15 protein-coding genes are annotated in these 19,041 nt (G+C 70.5%); 2 read left to right on the top strand and 13 right to left on the bottom strand.

Features of this window, described 5'->3' with window-relative positions; all coding sequences use genetic code 11:
• Positions 1 to 19: 19 nt before the first annotated feature.
• On the bottom strand, positions 20 to 688 hold the full coding sequence (locus MTP10_RS24270) for an endo alpha-1,4 polygalactosaminidase (protein WP_310711944.1): 669 nt from the start codon (positions 686 to 688) through the stop codon (positions 20 to 22).
• Positions 689 to 707: 19 nt separating this feature from the next.
• Between MTP10_RS24270 and MTP10_RS24275 the strand changes: the two genes are divergently transcribed.
• Complete coding sequence (locus tag MTP10_RS24275) at positions 708 to 1,001, top strand: hypothetical protein (RefSeq protein WP_310711910.1); 294 nt, start codon at positions 708 to 710, stop codon at positions 999 to 1,001.
• A gap of 136 nt (positions 1,002 to 1,137) precedes the next feature.
• On the opposite strand, the gene MTP10_RS24280 is transcribed toward MTP10_RS24275, so the two are convergent.
• Both MTP10_RS24280 and MTP10_RS24285 read right to left on the bottom strand, forming a co-directional pair.
• Positions 1,138 to 1,656, bottom strand: a complete 519-nt coding sequence (locus MTP10_RS24280) for a hypothetical protein (RefSeq protein ID WP_310711911.1) — start codon at positions 1,654 to 1,656, stop codon at positions 1,138 to 1,140.
• 40 nt (positions 1,657 to 1,696) lie between these two features.
• Positions 1,697 to 2,125 carry a CBS domain-containing protein gene (locus MTP10_RS24285; protein WP_310711912.1) on the bottom strand — a complete coding sequence of 143 codons (429 nt, stop codon included), beginning with the start codon at positions 2,123 to 2,125 and terminating at the stop codon, positions 1,697 to 1,699.
• 178 nt (positions 2,126 to 2,303) lie between these two features.
• Here MTP10_RS24285 and MTP10_RS24290 point away from each other — a divergent pair, with 178 nt between their 5' ends.
• Positions 2,304 to 3,698: an aminopeptidase P family protein gene (locus MTP10_RS24290; protein ID WP_310711913.1), complete on the top strand. Its 1,395-nt coding sequence runs from the start codon at positions 2,304 to 2,306 to the stop codon at positions 3,696 to 3,698.
• Positions 3,699 to 3,777: 79 nt separating this feature from the next.
• Here MTP10_RS24290 and MTP10_RS24295 read toward each other — a convergent pair whose 3' ends face one another.
• The 10 genes from MTP10_RS24295 to MTP10_RS24340 form a co-directional block, all read right to left on the bottom strand.
• Positions 3,778 to 4,719 carry a DUF5996 family protein gene (locus MTP10_RS24295; protein ID WP_310711914.1) on the bottom strand — a complete coding sequence of 314 codons (942 nt, stop codon included), beginning with the start codon at positions 4,717 to 4,719 and terminating at the stop codon, positions 3,778 to 3,780.
• Positions 4,720 to 4,781: 62 nt separating this feature from the next.
• Positions 4,782 to 4,943, bottom strand: a complete 162-nt coding sequence (locus MTP10_RS24300) for a hypothetical protein (RefSeq protein ID WP_310711915.1) — start codon at positions 4,941 to 4,943, stop codon at positions 4,782 to 4,784.
• A 7-nt stretch (positions 4,944 to 4,950) separates the two neighbouring features.
• Complete coding sequence (locus tag MTP10_RS24305) at positions 4,951 to 8,427, bottom strand: lectin (RefSeq protein ID WP_310711916.1); 3,477 nt, start codon at positions 8,425 to 8,427, stop codon at positions 4,951 to 4,953.
• Between the two features lie 87 nt (positions 8,428 to 8,514).
• Positions 8,515 to 9,348 (bottom strand): sugar phosphate isomerase/epimerase family protein, encoded by an 834-nt coding sequence (locus MTP10_RS24310; RefSeq protein WP_310711917.1) that lies wholly within the window; start codon positions 9,346 to 9,348, stop codon positions 8,515 to 8,517.
• The gene (locus tag MTP10_RS24315; protein WP_310711918.1) at positions 9,345 to 10,556 is read right to left on the bottom strand and encodes a substrate-binding domain-containing protein; all 1,212 of its coding nucleotides are present in this window, start codon (positions 10,554 to 10,556) and stop codon (positions 9,345 to 9,347) included. Before MTP10_RS24315 ends, MTP10_RS24310 begins: the two co-directional genes overlap by 4 nt.
• A 13-nt stretch (positions 10,557 to 10,569) precedes the next feature.
• Positions 10,570 to 11,502 carry an ABC transporter permease gene (locus MTP10_RS24320; protein ID WP_310711919.1) on the bottom strand — a complete coding sequence of 311 codons (933 nt, stop codon included), beginning with the start codon at positions 11,500 to 11,502 and terminating at the stop codon, positions 10,570 to 10,572.
• The gene (locus tag MTP10_RS24325; protein WP_310711920.1) at positions 11,499 to 12,500 is read right to left on the bottom strand and encodes an ABC transporter permease; all 1,002 of its coding nucleotides are present in this window, start codon (positions 12,498 to 12,500) and stop codon (positions 11,499 to 11,501) included. Before MTP10_RS24325 ends, MTP10_RS24320 begins: the two co-directional genes overlap by 4 nt.
• A complete protein-coding gene (locus MTP10_RS24330; protein ID WP_397334501.1) occupies positions 12,497 to 13,969 on the bottom strand; it encodes a sugar ABC transporter ATP-binding protein in 1,473 nt (490 codons plus the stop codon). The genes MTP10_RS24325 and MTP10_RS24330 overlap by 4 nt, the downstream gene beginning before the upstream one ends.
• 432 nt (positions 13,970 to 14,401) lie before the next feature.
• Positions 14,402 to 16,159 carry a ThuA domain-containing protein gene (locus MTP10_RS24335; protein ID WP_310711921.1) on the bottom strand — a complete coding sequence of 586 codons (1,758 nt, stop codon included), beginning with the start codon at positions 16,157 to 16,159 and terminating at the stop codon, positions 14,402 to 14,404.
• A 54-nt stretch (positions 16,160 to 16,213) separates the two neighbouring features.
• Entirely contained in the window at positions 16,214 to 19,039 is a 2,826-nt protein-coding gene (locus MTP10_RS24340) for an RICIN domain-containing protein (protein WP_310711922.1), read from the bottom strand.
• Between the last annotated feature and the right edge of the window lie 2 nt (positions 19,040 to 19,041).

The raw sequence follows: 19,041 nt of genomic DNA on the forward strand, positions 1-19,041 counted from the left end.
GCCGGTCGGGTCCGGAGCGCTACCTGCCGCGGCAGGCGGTGCGCTTGGCGGTGAGGTCCAGGTCCTTGAGCAGGGAGTTGAAGTTCTGGGCGTTCGACCGGGCGCAGAACTTGCTCGTGGCCAGGTCGTACTCGACCTGGAAGACGGCCTTGCCGGCCTTGACGAACTGGTCGTAGCCGTGGTCACCGCCGTTCTGGGCGGTGGTGCACTCGCTGTTGGACCAGCACTCCTCGTTCACCGCGAAGTCGAAGTACGGCAGGAGCTGCGGGATCTGCTCGATGTCGTTCTTGAGCGCGACCGACATGCCGCGCTTGTGCGTCTCGTTGGCGAACCAGGTGTTGTAGGCGAGCTGGTCGGAGGCCTTGAGCGGGAAGCCGGTGTCGCTCTCGAAGCCGTCGACGAGGTCGGGCTCGACCGCGTCGAACCCGGCCGCCTTGCACATGTCCAGGCGGGCCTTCATGATGTCGCCGAGCGGGCCGTCGTACTGGCGGATGTCGAGCCAGCGCTCGCCCTTCCAGCCGTCGACCTCCTTGCCGAGAACGGACGCGGGGAACTTCGCGGCGTCGGGACGCCAGTCCTCCCGCGAGCCGGCGCTGATGTAGCAGACCACGCCCCGGCCCGGCTTGTCGGCCTTGAGCTCCTTGACGATGGCGCCGCTCTTGGCCTCGAAACCGTCGATGTCGTACATCTGCACGTCGAGGAAGGGCTTGGCCGGCAGGGAGGAGAGCTGCCACTGCCAGCTCGTCTCGACGGCGGGCTTCCAGCAGCCGGCGCACGCCACCGGCGCGGGCAGCGAGGCGGCCGGGGACGTCGCCTTGGAGGTGGCGGTCGGCTTCGGGGTCGCGGTCGCCGTCCGGGTCACGGTCGGCTTCGGCGTCGCCGTCCGGCTCGGCCTGGGAGTCGCCGTCCGGGTGGGCTTCGGCGTCGCCGTCCGGGTGGGCTTCTGGGTGCGGGTGGCCTTGACGGCCGCCGGGCCGGGGGTCTGGCCGGTCGCGGCCTGAGCTATGCCACCGGTGAGGCCGGTGGTGGCGAGCGCACCGGCCAGAGCGGCCGTTACGAAGATCGAATTCTTGCGCATGGCGAGTAAGACTCGTGGCTCGCCCCGGAGGCCGCAACCACTTTGCTCGAAGACCGACGTCAGGCGGGGGTCCAGTCGGCGCAGCCACCGGTCTGGAAGGCCTTGTCCGTCGGGGCGATCACGACGGTGGCCGGGCCGCGCGGCATGTCGGCCGCGATGACCTCGGAGGGCTGCGCCACGGTGCTGCGCAGCCGCGCCCAGTAACACATGGGCTGCCCCTCGGCGGGACCCGCCGTCCTGTACGTGCCGGGCTGGATGTCCACGCCCACGACGAGCGTGCGCCCCGCGCCGACCGCCCCCGGACTCATGGCGCCCGCCTCCGGAGTGCCACCCGCCCGGGGCGTCTCCCGGGCCTGCCCGGGCGGCTCCGGGGCGGCCGTGGGCGGCGTCTCCGACGGCTCCTCGAACCGCACCGTCATGCGCGGCGCCGGCTCGGCCGCCGTCCCCGTCGCGCCGAACCCCGCCAGGAACCCGATGACGAACCCCACCAACCCGGTCAGGCCCGACACCAGCAGGATGACCACCGGACTGCTCGACGCCCGTGGATGGTCGCCCGGGTGATCAGGTCCGTACATCACCGGACAAGCGTCCCACCCGTGTCAACGGGCGGGAGCTCCGTCACCGGTGAAGGTAGTCGACCAGCGACGCCTTCTCGGTCTCCAGCTCCTCGATGGAGCTCTTGACCACGTCGCCGATGCTCACGATGCCCGCGAGCCGCCCCTCGTCGAGGACGGGCGCGTGCCGGAACCGGTGGGTCGTCATCGTCCTGCGCAGCTCGTCGACGTTGTCGCCCAGGCCGACGGTCCGCACCTCCGACGTCATGATCGCGGACACGGGGCGTTCCAGGATGTCGGCGCCCAGGTCGTGCAGGTGACGCACCACGTCCCGTTCGGACACGATCCCGGTGATCGTCACGCCGTCGGAGGAGACCACCACGGCTCCGATGTTGTACTCGGCCAGCGCCGCCAGCAGCTCGCGCACCGTCGCATCAGGCGGCACGGTGGTCACCTTGTTGCCCTTGTTGCGCAGGATCGTCCTGATGAGCATCTGCACCACCTCGGCTCTCAAGTTACCCGTCGCTCGCGGCGGCCAATCGCCCGGACGGGATGTCTTACCAGGCAAGCAACCCGGTGGGGAGACCGTCAAGGGTTGTCGTAGGCTGCGTGCCGTACCAGAGGCCCTCCCCGCCGGGGGCCGCCCGCACCAGCCGTCAGGACCCGCGCCGATGACCGAACAGCTCAACACCGGAAGCCACGACCTGCCCGTCACAGAGGAGCTGGCGGCGTTCATGCGGACGGGGTGGGCCGACACCCGGCGCGCCGACGTCGAGCCGCTGCCGGTGGCGCCCTGGGCCGCCAAGCGCCGCGCCGCGCTGGCCGCCCGGTTCCCCGGCGAGCGGCTGGTCGTGCCGTCCGGGACGTTGAAGACGCGCAGCAACGACAGCGACCACCGGTTCCGCCCGCACAGCGCGTACGCGTATCTGACGGGCGCCGGCGAGCCGGACGACGTGCTCGTCGTCGAGCCGTCCGGCGAGGCCACCCTGTACGTGCGGCCGCGTTCGCCGCGCGAGGAGGGCGAGGAGTTCTACCGCGACCGGCGCTACGGCGAGTTCTGGGTGGGACGGCGGCCGGACCTGGCGGAGGCGGCGCTGCTGTACCAGGTGGAGTGCGCGCACATGAGAGACCTCGTCCTCAGCGGGCCGGCCAGGGTGCTGCGCGGTGTGGACCCCCGGGTGGACGGGCTGGTGCCGCCCGGCGAGGGCGACGCGGAGCTGGAGTCGTTCCTGGCGGAGATGCGGCTGGTCAAGGACGAGTGGGAGGTCGGCGAGCTGCAGTCGGCCGTCGACGCCACGGCGCGCGGCTTCGAGGACGTGGTGCGCGCCCTGCCGGCGGCGCTCGGGCACCCGCGCGGGGAGCGCTACCTGGAGGGCGTGTTCGGGCTGCGGTCGCGGCTGGAGGGCAACGCCGTCGGCTACGAGAGCATCGTCGCCTCCGGCGCGCACGCCTGCGTGCTCCACTGGATCCGCAACGACGGGCGGCTGCGCGACGGCGACCTGCTGCTGCTCGACGCGGGCGTCGAGACGGACTCGCTGTACACGGCCGACGTCACGCGGACGCTGCCGCTGTCGGGCCGCTTCGGCGCGGTGCAGCGGCAGGTGTACGACCTGGTGTACGAGGCGCAGGAGGCCGGGATCGCGGCGCTGCGGCCCGGGGCCCGCTTCCGCGACTTCCACCTGGCCGCGATGCGGGTCGTCTGCGAGGGCCTGCGGGAGTGGGGGCTGCTGAAGGACCCGGTGGACGCGCTCATGGAGTCGGGCCTGTACCGGCGGTACACGCTGTGCAGCAGCGGTCACATGCTGGGCCTGGACGTCCACGACTGCGCGCGGGCGCGGGCCGAGACGTACCTGGACGGGGTGCTGGAGGAGGGGCAGGTCCTGACCGTCGAGCCGGGCCTGTACCTGCAGCCGGACGACCTCACGCTGCCGGAGGAGTTCCGGGGGCTCGGAGTCCGCATCGAGGACGACCTGGTGATCACGGCGGACGGCGCCCGTCTCATGTCAGGCGCCCTGCCCCGCCGGTCGGACGAGGTCGAGACCTGGATGGCCGCGCTGCTGCGGTGACGCCGGTTCTCCGGCCCTCGGGCGGGCGGCGCCGCGGCCCACCGGCCCGGCTCCGGCCGGCCGGCCCACCGGACCGGGGTCACGTCCCGGCGTCGAGCAGCGGGTCGGTGACGCCGCCCGGGCAGGCCAGGCGGCCGATGTCCCAGCCGGCCCGTCGTGCTCCGGCCTGGTACGCGCTCTCGTAGAAGTCGAGGACGCCGGCGCGTGGATCGGCCTCGGAGCGGGCGGCGGCGTACGGGAGCACGGCCAGATGGCCGCCCCGCTGCTCGATCCACCGCGCGGCGCCGGGTCGCAGGGGCTCCTCGACGAGGCCGGCGGGTTCCGGAGCGGTGTAGGAGTAGAAGGCGGCCTCGGGAAAGGCGTCGTCACCGAACCAGAAGCCGGAGCTGATCACCTCACGGGAGTACGCCTCCCGGGTCACGGGGTCGGCCTCCGGCGGCTGCTCGATCAGCCGGTCGGAGAAGCGGGTGCAGGCGATGTCGAAGGTGTGCCAGAAGTGGTGCACCGGGCTGATCTTGCCCGAGTAGCCCGCGGCGAACTCCTCCAGCACGAGGTTCACCTGGCTGAGGACCTGCCAGTAGCGGGTGACCATGGCGGGGTCGTAGGCGGCGTGCTCGGTGTCGTCGGCGAACGGCCGGTCGGCGTCGGGCAGGTCGAACGGGTGCGGCACGGGCAGGTCCACCCGCACGTCCAGGGCCGCGAGCGCGCCCATGGTCTCGTGGTAGAACGACGCCACCGACCGGCCGGACAGGGCGAACGACACCGTCCGGCCGTCCAGGGTGGTGACGATCAGCCGGTGGGCGACGAAGTCGAAGTCGATCGTGAAGATCGGGTTGCCGTCGGACTGCCCCATCGGCCGGGTGGTGAGCCCCCGCCCGGTGAGGTGGAACGGCGCGTTCCACCAGTGGTTGCGCCGGACCCCGCACGCGAGCCTGACCTTGCCCACCACCTGGCAGAACCGATGGACCGTCGCTTTGGTGTCCTGCCACTCGGCCAGCGGCATCGCCGGAAACAGCTCCATGACGCCACCGTTCCCCTCGGCCCCACGTCGAATACCCCCTGACGAGGAAAGCCCACGCCTGCCTACGACGCCTCGTCACGCACGAGGTCACGTACGAGGTCACGTACGAGGTCACGCACCGAGCCGGAGGACGCGGACCCCAGCCCCATGGCGGAGGCGGCGGCGCGGCCCGGGGGCTGGAGCCGGTCCGCGGAGGGCGGGCCGGCTCCAGGTCCGGGTGTCACGTCGGCGTCAGACGCGGTTCCACTTCTGGTTGTTCTGGCCGTTGCAGGTCCAGATCTGGACCTTGGTGCCGTTGGCGGTGCCGGCACCTGCCACGTCCAGGCACTTGTTCGCCCCGACCGCCGTGATGGTGCCGTCGGCGTTGGTGCGCCACCTCTGGTTGGGCTGCCCGTTGCAGTCCCAGATGATCACGGCTGTGCCGTCCGCCGTACCCGCGCCGTTGACGTCCAGGCACTTGCCGCCGGACGCCCGCAGCTCACCCGCGCTGGTTGTGGTCCACTGCTGGTTGGACTGGCCGTTGCAGTCCCAGATCTGCGCCTGCGCGCCGTTGGGCTGCGAGGCGCCGTTGACGTCCAGGCACCGGTTCGACCCGGCGCCTCGCAGCGCGCTCGTGCTGCCCGAGGCGCCGCCCTGCCCGACGCCCTCACCGGCGAAGGTGAAGGAGTCGACGTCGAACGCGTTCGCCGACGGCGCCTTGAAGACGACGAAGACGTTGTGGGTGCCACCGGGGCGGCTGACCCGCACCGCGGGCAGGGACACGTAGGTGTTCCATCCCCCCGTCGCCGGCACGGGGCTGGAGGCGATGAGTGTCCCGGTCGGCGAGTCGGCGTGCAGCTCGATGGACGCCCCGGTGCCGGACGGCGCCGAGACACGGAAGGACACCGTGTCGATTCCGGACAGGTTGACCGGGGTGAAGGAGATCCAGTCGTTGTTGGAGATGTCGCCGATCCGCCTGCCGCCCTCGGCTCCGGGCTCATCGACGATCCGGATCCCGGACGAGCCGGTGAAGTGCTCCGCCTGCTTGTGCTTGGGCTGCAGGGTGATGCCGGTGCTGCCCTTCAGGCCGCCCTTGTCGGTGTAGTCCGCGGACAGGACATAGTAGACATTGGAGGCCTCGTCATGGCCGGAGGCGGTGGTGGCGACCGTCCCTGAGCAACCGGTGTACTGACCGGTGTCATGGGCGTGCTGGTCATGGCCCAGCGCGGTGATCACGTTGACCTTGGTGCAGTCGACGGCGCCGTCCTCGGGGTCGGTGACGTTCACCGTGTAGGCCACCTGGTCGCCGAAGTCGATGAACCCGCCGTCGGGCGGAGCCGAGAAGACGACCTTGGGACGGGTATTGCCGACGCTGACGGTCAGGGTGGTGCTGCCCGTCTTCCCGCCGGAGTCCCGTACGGTCAGTTTGACGGTGTAGGTGCCGTTGGCGGTGTAGGTGTGGGACGGGTTGGCGCTGGTGGAGGTGGCGCCGTCGCCGAAGTCCCACGCGTAGGTGATCGCGTCGCCGTCCGGGTCGGACGAGCCCGCCGAGGACAACGCCACCGCCAGCGGCGCGTTGCCCGAGTCGGGGTCGGCGCTCGCCCTGGCGACGGGGGCGCGGTTCCCGGCCACGTAGTCGACCCGGTAGACGCCGTCGTCGGTGTTGTCGTGGCCGAAGCCGTTGCCCCAGTCGGCGTAGTACAGGGCGCCGTCGGGGCCGAACTTCATGTCGATGGGCGCGTGCGGTGCGAGCTGGGCGACGAACGGATTGATCTTCAGGAGGTTGCCGGAGGAGTCGAGGCGGAACTCCTTGACGAAGTTGCGGCTCCACTCGTAGAAGAACGGGGTCTTGTCGAAGTACTCCGGGAACTTGCGGTCCGAGGCGCTCGCCCGGTCGTAGTGGTAGAACGGGCCGCCCATCGGGGCCGCGCCGCCGCAGCAGTCGATCTCCGGGAACTCGGCGGAGGCGTGGTAGTTGTACGAGACCGTGGCGGGCTTGGCGGCGGGCAGGCTGGTCAGGCCGGTGTTGTTGGGCGAGTCGTTGACCGGCGCCGAGCAGGTGAACTTCGCGCCGGAGGTGTTGGTGGCGAAGTTGAAGTCGTTGAACGGGATGTTGTCGCCGACGCAGTACGGCCAGCCGTAGAAGCCCGGCTGCTTGATCAGGTTCCACTCCACGGTGCCTTCAGGACCGCGGTTGGGGTTCGCGCTGCCCGCGTCGGGACCGTAGTCACCCACCGAGATCCAGCCGGTGTCCTTGTCGACCGCGAAGCGGAACGGGTTGCGAAAGCCCATCGCGTAGATCTCGGGACGCGTCTTGGCGGTGCCGGGAGAGAAGAGGTTGCCGGACGGGACCGTGTAGGTGCCGTCGGCTTCGGGGTGGATGCGCAGGATCTTGCCGCGCAGGTCGTTGGTGTTGGCCGCGGAGCGCTGGGCGTCGTAGTGCTCGCGGCCGGGCCGTTCGTCGATCGGCGCGTACCCGCTGGAGCCGTTGGGGTTGGTGTCGTCGCCGGGCCCGATGTACAGGTTGCCGCCCGGGCCGAACGCCAGGTAGCCGCCGGTGTGGCCGGGCTCGTCGACGTTGCGGTACGCCGGAACCTCGATGATCTTCTTCTCGCTCGCCAGGTCGAGGCTGGTTCCGTTGAAGGTGAACCGCGACACCCGGTTCACCTCACCGCCGTTGGACGGCGAGTGGTTGACGTAGATCCAGCCGTTGGTGGCGAAGCCGGGATCCAGAGCCAGCCCGACGGCGCCGTCCTCGCCGCCGTCGTAGACCGGCAGCGTGCCGATGACGCGCGTGCCCCCGCCGTTGGCGGGGATCATGTTCACCTTGCCCGACCGCGAGACGAAGAAGACCCTGCCGTCGGCGGCCACGTCCAGCTCCATCGGCTGGTCCGGCGCGCCGTCGAGCGTCACCTTCTGGAACCGGGCCGCGACCGTGCCGCCGCAGTCGCCCGGCGCCGCGCCCGCTGCCCACGTCACCGCGCCCAGCAGGTGCTGCTTGAACAGCGGCTCCGAGTAGGAGGATGCCTGGTGGCCCATCGCGGTGGCCCACACGCGGCCGCCCTCCGGGTTGTGACACCAGGAGATCGGGTGGTCGGCGCCCATCTTGTTCGGCCCCGCGTCATAAGTGGTCTCGTCCGCGGTCACCAGCACGTGCACCGAGCCGCGCGAGTTCTTGTCGAAGTTGTACCACTCCTCCGTACGCGCCCACCGGTCCGGCAGCCCCTTCGTGGAGGGGTGCACCTTGTCGGCCACCTTGGCGGTGCCCGGCAGGGTCGCCGAATGCGCGGTCATGTGCGCGCCGGCCAGGACGACCTGGTCCCACCAGGGGAACTGCGCCTCGATGTTCATGTCGGTGGCGTTGTGGACGGCGACGACGCCGTGACCGCCGCGCACATAGGCCTGGACGGCCTGGCGCTGGGCGTCGTTGTCCCACACCATGCCGCTGGTCTGGAACATGATCACCGCGTCGTAGGTGTTCAGCGTCGCCGTGGTGAAGACGGCGGAGTCCTCGCTGTGGTCGAGCTGGAAGTTGTTGTCGGCCGCCATCTGCTGGAACATCGCGACACCGGCGGCGATGGAGTCGTGCCGGTAGGCGCCACTCGCGGTCTTGGTGAACAGCAGCACCTTGAACTGCGGAGCGGCCGCGTGCGCCGCCGGCGGCACCGCGAGCCACAACAGCCCTAACAGGGCCGCGGCCAGGGCGGGGAGCAGGCGTGATCTTCGCATGGAGGGTCTCCTGGGGGGTTACCGGTGAACGGTCGGGAGTCGAGGTGCGAAGGCGTGAGCCGTCTCGGCTCCGGGAGAATCGGTCGGTCAGGTGGTGAGGGTGCGAAGGAAGGCGAGGCCTTCGGTGGCGAGGGCGTCCTGGCTCGGCGCGAGGGGACGCCAGACGGATGCGGCGGTGGCGATGGTCGTGTTGTCGGCGGTGAAGGACTCGATCACGAGCGGGCCGCGGTAGCCCACGTCACGGAGGGCCGCGGCGAGGCCCGGCCAGTCGAAGTGGTCGCCGCCGGGGGCGCCGCGGTCGGTTCCGCACACCTGGAGGTGCTCGATCCTGGCGCCCGCCAGCCGGACGGCCCCGAGGGGGTCCTTCTCCTCGATGTTCATGTGATACGTGTCGAGGGCGAGTCCGCATTCCTCCGGAAGGGCTTCGAGTGCCTGCTCGACGGTGTTGATGAGGCTGGTCTCGTACCGGTTGAGCGGTTCGACAGCGATCCGGACCCCGCGTTCGGCGGCGTAGGCGACGACCGGTTCGAGGCTCACCCTCAGCTCGGCGTAGAGCGCGCGCCGCTCGTCCGGACTCATCCGCCAGGCCCGGCCGACGGAGGCGTAGGCGGGTCCGCTGACCGCCGGCGCGCCGACGGTCACCGCCACGTCCACGCAGTGCCGCAGGTAGTCCTGGGTCTCCTGGACGCGCCGGGGCGAGGCATCGACGAGCTCGCGTCCCGGTGGCATCGTGAGCACGACCGACGCGCCGAGTCCGAGCCCGTCCAGGAGGGCCGCCGCCATGCCCGGGTCCCAGTCGCCGGGGTGCTCGACCGGCAGCTCCACGACGTCGAATCCCCATGCCGCGATCCGCGGCGCGAGGGCGGCCAGGGACTCGTCGGTGAGCGGCGAGACCCAGACCCAGGTGTTGACGCCGATCACGGCGTGCCACCCCACGTCCCGGGGTAGCCGGGCAGATCCTCACAGCCGCACAGGGCGTAGTGCAGCGGCGGCATGCCGGGCTTGAGGTAGGTGGCGAGGTTGTCCTGGGTGATCGTCGGTTGCGGAAGGTTCCAGACCTTGGGCACCTGCTCGCCCTTGAGGATCTTGAGCGCCGCGATGACGGGGGTGCGCCACTGGTACGTCGGATAGGTCGGGGCGATCGCGGTCAGCTTCGCGTCGCTCCACTTCTTCAGGAAGTCCTGCTGGTCCTCGCCGTTGATCGGCGGTACCGGCCGGCCCGCGTCCTCGAACGCCTCGACGGCCGCGACGGCGGTGGCGCCCGAGTCCATCCAGACCCCGTCGATCTCGCCGTGCCGCTGGATGTAGTCGCTGACGATGCTCTTGGTCTTGGCGGCGTCGCCGTCGGTGAACTCCACGCCGACGACCTCGAGATCGCTCTTGTCGAACGCGACCTTCGCCGCCGACCACCGGGTCTCCAGGACGTCCACGCCGGGCAGGATGCGCAGCGCGAGGATCTTCCCGCCGGGCCGGACCTTGTCGATGAGGAACTCGGCCGCCTCGGAGCCGAAGGCGTAGCCGCCGATCGGCTTGATGAAGGTGACCGGGCAATCGGTCCGGACCCCACGGTCGAACACGATGACGGGCACCTTCGCGCACGCCCCGGACACCGCGGGAGTCAGCGTCGCGGTCGTGTTGGGCGAGACGATCAGCACGTCGCAGCCCTTGCCCTGGAGCTCGGCGATGTCGGAGATCTGCTTGTCGTCCTTGCCTTCGGCGTCCAGCGCGGTGAAGCGCGTGATCTCCTTGTGCAGGGCGGCCTCCGCCTGCATGGTCTTCCAGCCGACCTGCCGCCAGGGGTTGTCGACCGCGGCGTTGGAGAAGCACAGGTGGTACGGCGCGGCCTTCTTGTACGTGGCGGTGTCGACGAGCTGCGGGTCGATGCTCTGCTCCCATGGTCGGGCCGGCGAGCCGGTCGGCTGCGCCCGGCGCATCGCCATCTGGGCGTCGTAGTCGGTCTGCACGAAGAACTTCGACTGCGCTCCGGTGCCCTTGTCCCGCGGACCGCTGGACCCGGCCGGCGCGACGGAGGCGGAGGGCGGGGGTCTGTCGCTGGTGCACGCGGCCGCCGGCAGTGTCAGCACGGCCAGCGCGGCGGAGGCGAGGAGCCGCCGCGAAGATGAACGCATGGTCTTCCTTCCATCACGAGGCCGCCACGGCTCTTCTGCGCGGGATGCTCACGCCTCCCAGCGCCACCGCGGCGATGATGATCACGCCCTGTATGGCCGGCTCCAGCGCCCCGGAGATGCCGTACAGGTTGAGCAGGGTGAACAACGCCTCCAAGGTGAAGGCGCCCGCCATCGCGGCGACGACGGAGCCGCGGCCGCCGCCGAGGACCACACCGCCCACCACGACAGCGGTGATGGCCTGGAATTCCAGGCCCTGGCCGACCTGCGCGGACACCCCGGCGAAGCCGCCCAGCAGGATCGCGGCGACCGCCGCCGACAGCCCGGAGACCATGAACGCCACCGTCCGCACCCGGGCGACGCGGACGCCGGACAGAGCCGCGGCACGATCGTTGTCACCGGCCGCGATCAGCGTGTGGCCGAAGCCGGCACGCATCGCGCAGATCGCGCATGCCGCCACCGCGACGAGGACCAGGACCGACCAGGGCACCGGGCCGAGACTCCCCCGGCCCAGCTCCCGGAACTGCGGGGACAGGGCGCCCCGGGGGGCGCCACCCGTCCACAGGAAGATCGCCCCGGACAGGATCAGCAGCATGCCGAGTGTCGTGATGAACGACGGCACCCGGAGCAGGGTGGTGACGATCCCGTTGACCAGCCCGATGAGCAGCCCGAAAGCGATCAGCAGGGCCAGCACGGGCCAGGTCGCCTCCGCGGAGCCGTCGAGGAGCCGCGCGGCGATCACCACCTCGGCGGTGACGAGCGAGCCGACCGACAGGTCGAACTCGCCGGACACGACGACGAAGTACTGCCCGGCAGCGAGGATCACCAGCGGTGCGGCCCTCTTGACGAAGGCGAGGAGGGCGGGCGGCTCCAAGAAATACGGGTGGGCGACCGCGATGGCCGCCAGCAGTCCGGCCAGCACCACGAAGATCGGCAGCGCGCGTCTCATGCGGTCCGCCTCCTGCGGGCGTAGACAGCCAACGCGGCCACCAGGACCACGCCCCGCACGACGTCCTTGGCGAAGGAGTTGACCTCCATCTGGTTGAAGATGCTGTCGAGGACGGCCAGGAGCAGGACCCCGCCGACGGTCCCCGCGACCCCGCCGCGGCCTCCGGCCAGAGCTGTCCCGCCGATCACCACCGCGGCGATCGACTCCAGGTCGTATCCGCCGTCGGTCCCGACCGTCGGCGCGCCCGCTCCGAGCCGGGAGGCGAGCAGAAGCCCGGCGATCCCGGCGCAGACCGAGCAGAGGACGTGGGCGGCGACCACGACCCGCTCGGTGCGAACTCCCGACAGCCGCGCGACCTCGGCGTCCCCGCCCACCGCGTAGATCCGGTATCCGAGGCGCGTCCGGCCGAGCAGGAGCCACGCGGCCGCCGCCACCGCGGCCCACAGCAGCGCCGACACCGGCACCGGCCCGATGCGGTCGTACCCGAGATGCTGGAAGGACTCGGGCACACTGCCCGCCGGACCGTCGTACCGATCGTCCAGCACCCCTCTGATGATCAGCGCGACCCCGAGCGTGGCGATGAAGGCGTGCACCCGGAGCCTCGTGACGATCAGGCCGTTCACCAGTCCGGCCGTCGCGCTCACCGCCAGCACCGTGGCGACGGCGGCCGGCACGTTCGCGTCGGCGCCCCCCATGATCTCGGCCGCGACCAGCGAGGTCATGCTGATCAGGTAGGCCACCGAGAGATCCAGGCTCCCGGCCAGGATCACCAGGGTCTGACCGATCGCGACGATGCCCAGCGCCGCCGATCGCTGCTGGATGCCGACGATGTTCTCCTGGCTGAGGAACCGGCCACCGTCCAGGGCGAACAGCAGCCAACCCAGCACGACGAGCAGGGCCAGCGCCACGTAGACGGCACGCGCGGGGCGGTCGGCCGACAGCCGCCGCAGGAGCGAACCCTCGGCCGGGACGCGCCGCAGCTTGAGCTGCTGGGTCATGAGGCGGCCGCCAGGCGCATCACGGCCCCCTCGGTGGAGCCGGCGGGCAGCTCTCCGGCGATGCGGCCGTCCCGCAGCACCACGATGCGGTCGCTCATGCCGATGACCTCGGGCAGCTCGGAGGAGATCATCAGGACGGCCGTCCCGTCACGGGCGAGTTCGCGCACCAGCTCGTGGATGGCGGCCTTGGCACCGACGTCGACGCCACGGGTGGGCTCGTCGAACAGCAGGACACGCGGCGCGACCGCCATCCATTTGGCCAGCACGACCTTCTGCTGGTTGCCCCCGGACAGCAGCCGGACCTCCTGCGCGGGCCGGGACGGGCTGAGCCGTACCCGCTCCAGCAGCCGCTCGACCGCGGGCCGGCGCATCCGGATGGTCCGGGCGACGAGCAGGGCGTTGTCGCGCACCCGCTGGTTCAGCAGGAGCCCTTCGGCCTTGCGGTCCTCGGTGACCAGGCCGATCCCCGCGGTGATCCCCTCGCGGGCCGAGCGGGGACGGCGGGGCGTCATCTCGCCGCTGGTGAAGGGCTCCGCGCCGAACAGCGCCCTGGCCAGCTCGGTGCGGCCCGAGCCTTGCAACCCGGCCACCCCGACGATCTCCCCCGCGCGCAGGTCGAGGTCGATGCCGTGCAGCCTGGCGTTGCCGCCGCCGCGCACGCTCAGCATCACCTCTCCGGGCGGTTCCGCCGCACGTGGCGGGTAGTAGGAGTCCAGGTCCCGGCCGACCATCAGGCGGACCAGAGCCGGGGTGTCCAGGCTGGAGGCGTCCGCGGTGGTGACCCGGGCACCGTCCTTGAGCACGGTGATCCGGTCGGCGAGATCGAAGATCTCGCGGAGCCGGTGCGAGACGTACAGGACCGCGATGCCGCGTGCCGTGAGCCGCCGCACCAGCGTGTGGAGCGACTCCACCTCGTGGTCCGCCAGGGCGGCCGTCGGCTCGTCCATCACCACGATCCGGGCGTTCAGCGACAGGGCCTTGGCGATCTCGACGACCTGCTGCCGCGCGACCGAGAGCCGCCGGACGAGATCGCGGGGGCCGAACGACTCCTCCCCGAGAGAGCTCAGCAGCTCTCCGGTCGCCGATTCCATCGCGGCGCGGTCGACGAGCCCCCGTCGGACGGGTTCCCGCCCGAGGTGGACGTTCTCGGCCACCGTTCGCTCGGGCAGCAGGGTGAGCTCCTGGTGGATGATCGCCACCCCGGCCCGCTGCGCCTCGATCGGGTGCCCGAAAGCCACGCCGCGGCCGTCGATCTTCATTCTCCCCTCGTCCGGCGTGTGCACGCCGGCCAGGATCTTCATGAGCGTGGACTTGCCCGCGCCGTTCTCCCCCACCACCGCGTGCACCTCACCCGCGGACGCCTCCAGGTCGACTCCGTCGAGGACCCGGACGCCCAGGAAGCTCTTGACGATGCCGGTCATCTCCAGCACGCGGCCCGCCCGGCGAGAGGGAGGTGAGGAGTCGTGCACGGGGGGCTCCTAACGGGGGGGTTGGAGTCGTGCCGGGCCTGGGATGCGCTTCACCGGCCGCTCGTGGACGCCGGCCCTTGACTAGCGAACATTCAATCGAATCGATTCGCACCAAAAATAAATCTGACTCATCTGCCTGTCAAGCGTGCTTATGCTGGAAAATCCCGACTGCTTTTCCGGCATACTCGGCGGCCGTCGGACCGAGCTTTCTCCAGGAATTCGCCTGTCAGATTGGTGCTGGTCCGGTTGTGAGCCGCCGCCGCTCTCCACTCAGGCCGAAATCAGTCGGATCCGTCATGCATGGAGAGTGCCCAATATAAGTATGAAACTTTCATGTCCTCGTGTGGGACGGCGGGCGCGCATGGCCACGCGGCGTGGCACCGATCAGGGCCGCGCCGCATGTCATGCCACAGAGGGCGTGGACGGATGGCCTCAGACGCGGCTCCATTTCTGGTTGGCGCCGCCGTTGCACGTCCAGATCTGGACCTTGGTGCCGTTGGCGGTGCCCGCCCCGCTGACGTCCAGGCACTTGTTCGCCCCGACCGCCGTGATCGTGCCGTCGGCGTTGACACGCCATTTCTGGTTGTTCTGGCCGTTGCAGTCCCAGATGATCACCGCGGTGCCGTCCGCCGTACCCGCCCCGTTGACGTCCAGGCACTTGCCGCCGTACACCCGCAACTCACCCGCGCTCGTGGACGTCCACTGCTGGCCGGCCTGGCCGGTGCAGTCCCAGATCCGCACCTGCGCGCCGTTCACCGGGGAACCCCCGCTGACGTCCAGACACCGTCCCGAGCCCACCCCCTTCACCGCGCTCGTGCTCCCGGGCGTGCTGGTCAGTTCCTTGATGCGGATGTTGCGGAACGACGCCACGTCGCCGGCCCCGTGGTTCTGGATGCCGATGTAGCCCTGCTGGATCGAGCGGACCGGATCGGTGTTGGTGAAATCGTTGATCCTGGTCCCGTTCAGGAAGACCTGCAACCGCTCCCCCTCCACCAGCAGTTCATAGGTGTTCCACTGGCCCGGCGGATTCAGCGCCGCATCCCGTGCCGCGACGTCGGCCGCCTTGAATCCGTAGATCGCCCCCGTCGTCCTGTCCGGGGTGTCGGTCGCGTCGATCTGCACCTCGTACCCGGTGGCGAGCGCCGCGTCCGGGTCGCTGGTGGCCGGGAACCCCACGATCACCCCCGAATTGGAGTCGCCGGTCAGCTTCCAGTCGAGCTTCAGCGAGTAGGCATGCAGCTCCTTGGCGCTGTACCACAGCATGCCCATGCCGCCCTGGGAGGTCAGCGTGGCGTCGCTGTCGGCGAACGACCCCGGCCCCGCCTGCGACCAGCCCGTCGTCGATCCGTTGTACAACGTCGTGTACCCGGTCTCCGGGCGGCAGTCGGCGTTGGTGGCCTTGGCCACGTACCGGATCCCGCCCAGCAGCAGCGCGCGGAAGTTCGGGTCGGCGTACGACTCCTGGGTGTGCCCCAAGCCGGTGTAGAACGAGCGCCCGGAGGACTGGGGGTGGCACCAGGTGATCGGATGGTCGCCCATGCCGCCGCCGCTGTAGCTGCTCTCGTCCAGGCTCTGCAGCACCCGCACGCCGGAGCGGGGGTTGGTGCGGTAGTTGTACCACTCGTCGGTGCGCGACCAGGTCGCCCCCAGATGAGCGGTCGCGGCGTGCGCCCTGTCCTCGTTCCGTACGGTGGCCTGCTGGATGGCCGGGTGGTTGTTGAACCAGGCCCCCATCAGCTGCCCGTAGTAGGGCCAGCCGTACTCGGTGTCGGCGGCCGAGTGCACCCCCACGTAACCGCCCCCGCCGTCCACGTACGTCTGGAAGGCGGCCTGCTGGGTGTCGTTCAGCACGTCACCGGTGGTGCTGAGGAACACCACCGCTTTGTACTGGGCGAGGTTGGCCGTGCTGAAGGCGTTGGCGTCCTCGGTGGCGTCGACGGCGAAGTCGTTGGCCGCCCCCAGGTCGCGGATGGCCTGGATCCCGCCGGGGATCGAGTCGTGCCGGAATCCGGCCGTCTTGGAGAACACCAGCACCTTGAAGGCGGCGGCCTGGGCGGGGACGGCGGGGATGAGCGTCGCGGCGGCGGCGGTGAGCGCCACCGCGGTCGCCGACAGCCTCCGCAGCACGGATGTCTTCCGGTCGCCCTCCGCGCCGCGCCCGAGCGCGCCGGGGGTCAGATGTCGCAGCATGCGTGTCCTTCCGTCACATCAGTGGGTGATCGTGGTGCGGTCAAGGACGTGGCCTCAGACGCGGCTCCACTTCTGGTTGGCGCCGCCGTTGCACGTCCAGATCTGGACCTTGGTGCCGTTGGCGGTGCCCGCCCCGCTGACGTCCAGGCACTTGTTCGCCCCGACCGCCGTGATCGTGCCGTCGGTGTTGAGGCGCCACTGCTGGTTGGTCTGGCCGTTGCAGTCCCAGATGATCACCGCGGTGCCGTCGGCGGTCCCGGCGCCGTTGACGTCCAGGCACTTGCCGCCGTACACGCGCAGCTCACCCGCGCTCGTGGACGTCCACTGCTGGGCGGCCTGGCCGGTGCAGTCCCAGATCCGCACCTGCGCGCCGTTCGCCGGGGAACCCCCGCTGACGTCCAGACACCGTCCCGAGCCCACCCCCTTCACCGCGCTCGTGCTCCCCGGGGACGACGTGCCGGTGTCAAGGGTGAAGGCGTCGACGTCGAACAGGTAGCCCTGTCCTGTCGGGCCGCGGAAGACCAGGTACAGCGTCGTGGTGCCGGCCGGCGCGCCGCCGAGGTTCGCCGAGACGTCGGTGAAGGTGTCCCAGCCGCCGGTGCTCGCGACGTTCACCGTTCCCAGCAGCATGCCCGTGGCCGAGCCCGCTCGCACCTCGATCCGGCCGCCCGCGCCCGCCGAGGACACCCGAACGGTGATCCTCGTCGCGTCACCCAGGCTGTACGGCTGGAAGGAGATCCAGTCACCGTCGTCGGTGAAGCCGACCGTCCTGCCGCCTTCGGCGGTGCCGTGGTCGGCCGTCTGGACGCCCTGCTGGGCGCCGAAGTGCTCAGCCTGCCGGTGCCGTGGCTGGAGCGTACGTGCGCTGGTGGAGGTCAGGCCGCCCGTGTCGGTGTAGGAGGCCTCGAAGACGCCGTAGATGTTGGCCGCGGCGTCGTGCTCACCGTCGACCGGCACCGGGATGGAGCCCGAGCAGCCGGTCTTGGAGGTGATCTGGTGACGGTGGCTGTCGTGGCCGAGGAAGTAGGCGACGGTGACCTTGGTGCAGTCGATCGTGCCGTCCTCCGGGTCGCTGACGGTGACCTGGAAGGGCACCGTGTCCCCGAAGGAGAACAACTGCCCGTCGGCCGGGGTGGTCAGCGTCACCGCCGGGGCGGTGTTGCCGACGGTCACGATCACACCGGCGCTTCCGGTCAGCCCCTGCGGGTCGCGGACGGTGAGGGTCACGGTGTAGGTGCCGTTCGCGGTGTAGGTCTTGCTCGGGCTCGCCGCCGTGGACGTGGTGCCGTCGCCGAAGTTCCACGAGTACGCCAGTGCGCCGCCCTCGGGGTCGGAGCTGCCCGCGGACGAGAAGTTCACCGTCAGCGGAGCCGGTCCCGAGGTCTTGTCGGCGGAGGCCTTGGCGACCGGATTGCGGTTGGCCTTGCCGATGTATTCGATCCTGTACAGCGCCTGGTTGTTGTTCCCGTCGCCGTAGTCGAGGACGTAGAGGGCCCCGTCAGGGCCGAAGGCCATGTCCATCACCTGGGTGCCGGTCCAGGGGAACGCGGAGATCTCCCCGTAGCTCCCGTCGGCCTTGACCTCGACGGCCTTGATCCAGCGGCGGCCGTACTCACCGGCGAAGTAACGCCCGTCAAGGACCTGCGGGAACTTGACGGCGGAGTTCAGGTCCGGGTCGTAACGGTAGACCGGGCCGCCCATCGGCGACTCCGACCCGTTGCCGAACTCCGGGGGGGATCCGGCGTCCCCCGCGTATCGGATCCACGCCGGTTTGGCTGGTGGGAGCGTGGTCTGTCCAGTGTTGCGGAACGAGTTGTTGGTGGGACCGCCCGCGCAGGTGTACTTCGGGCCCGTGCCGTTGGAGGCGAAGTTCCACTCGTTGTAGGTCTCGCTGGTGGTGTTCGTGCCGGTGCAGTACGGCCAGCCGTAGTTGCCCGGACCGGTGATGCGGTCGAACTCCACCTGCCCGCTGGGGCCCCGGTTGGGGTCGGTCACCCCCGCGTCCGGCCCGTAGTCGCCCAGGTAGACGATCCCGGTCGCCTTGTCCACGCTCATCCGGAACGGGTTGCGGAACCCCATCGCGTAGATCTCCGGCCTCGTCCTCGCCGTGCCGGGCGGGAACAGGTTGCCGCTGGGGATCGTGTAGGTGCCGTCCGGCTGCGGCTTGATCCGCAGTACCTTGCCGCGCAGGTCGTTGGTGTTGGCGGCGGAGCGCTGGGCGTCGTACTGCGGGTTGCGGTCGGCCCGCTCGTCCAGGGGGGAGTAGCCACTCGACTCGAACGGGTTGCTGTCGTCGCCGGTGGTCAGGTACAGGTTGCCGGCCGCGTCGAAGTCGATGTCGCCGCCCACATGGCAGCACATCCCTCGGTCGTTCGGCACCTCCAGCACGACCTTCTCACTGGCCAGGTCGAGCGTGTCGTCGGGCTTCAAGGTGAACCGGGACAGGTTCAGGTGCCCCTTCCACTGGTCGAACTGCGCCTGCGTGCCGTTGCTCGGCGCGTCACCGTTCGGCGTGCTCAGCCGGGGCGAGTAGTAGAGCCAGAGGTACCGGTTCGACGCGAAGTCCGGGTCGACCGCCACACCCTGCAGGCCCTCCTCGTCGTGCGTGTAGACCGCGAGCCTGCCGGCCACCTTCGTGCTGCCGTTGACATCGGTGACGCGCACCGTGCCGTCGCGCGCCGTGTGCACCACCGACCGGTTCGGCATCACGGCCAGCGACATCGCCTCACCCAGCTCCGCACCGCCGGCGGCGAGCGACACCTGCTGGTAGTCGGACGCCGGGATGGTCAGGGCGTTCGCCGAGGAGGCGGAGAGCGCGACGGCTCCGGAAGTGATCAGCGTCATCGTGGTCAGCAAGGCGAGCCACGGACGTCGGGACATGG

The organism is Nonomuraea sp. 3-1Str (assembly GCF_031570565.1).
Lineage (GTDB): Bacteria > Actinomycetota > Actinomycetes > Streptosporangiales > Streptosporangiaceae > Nonomuraea.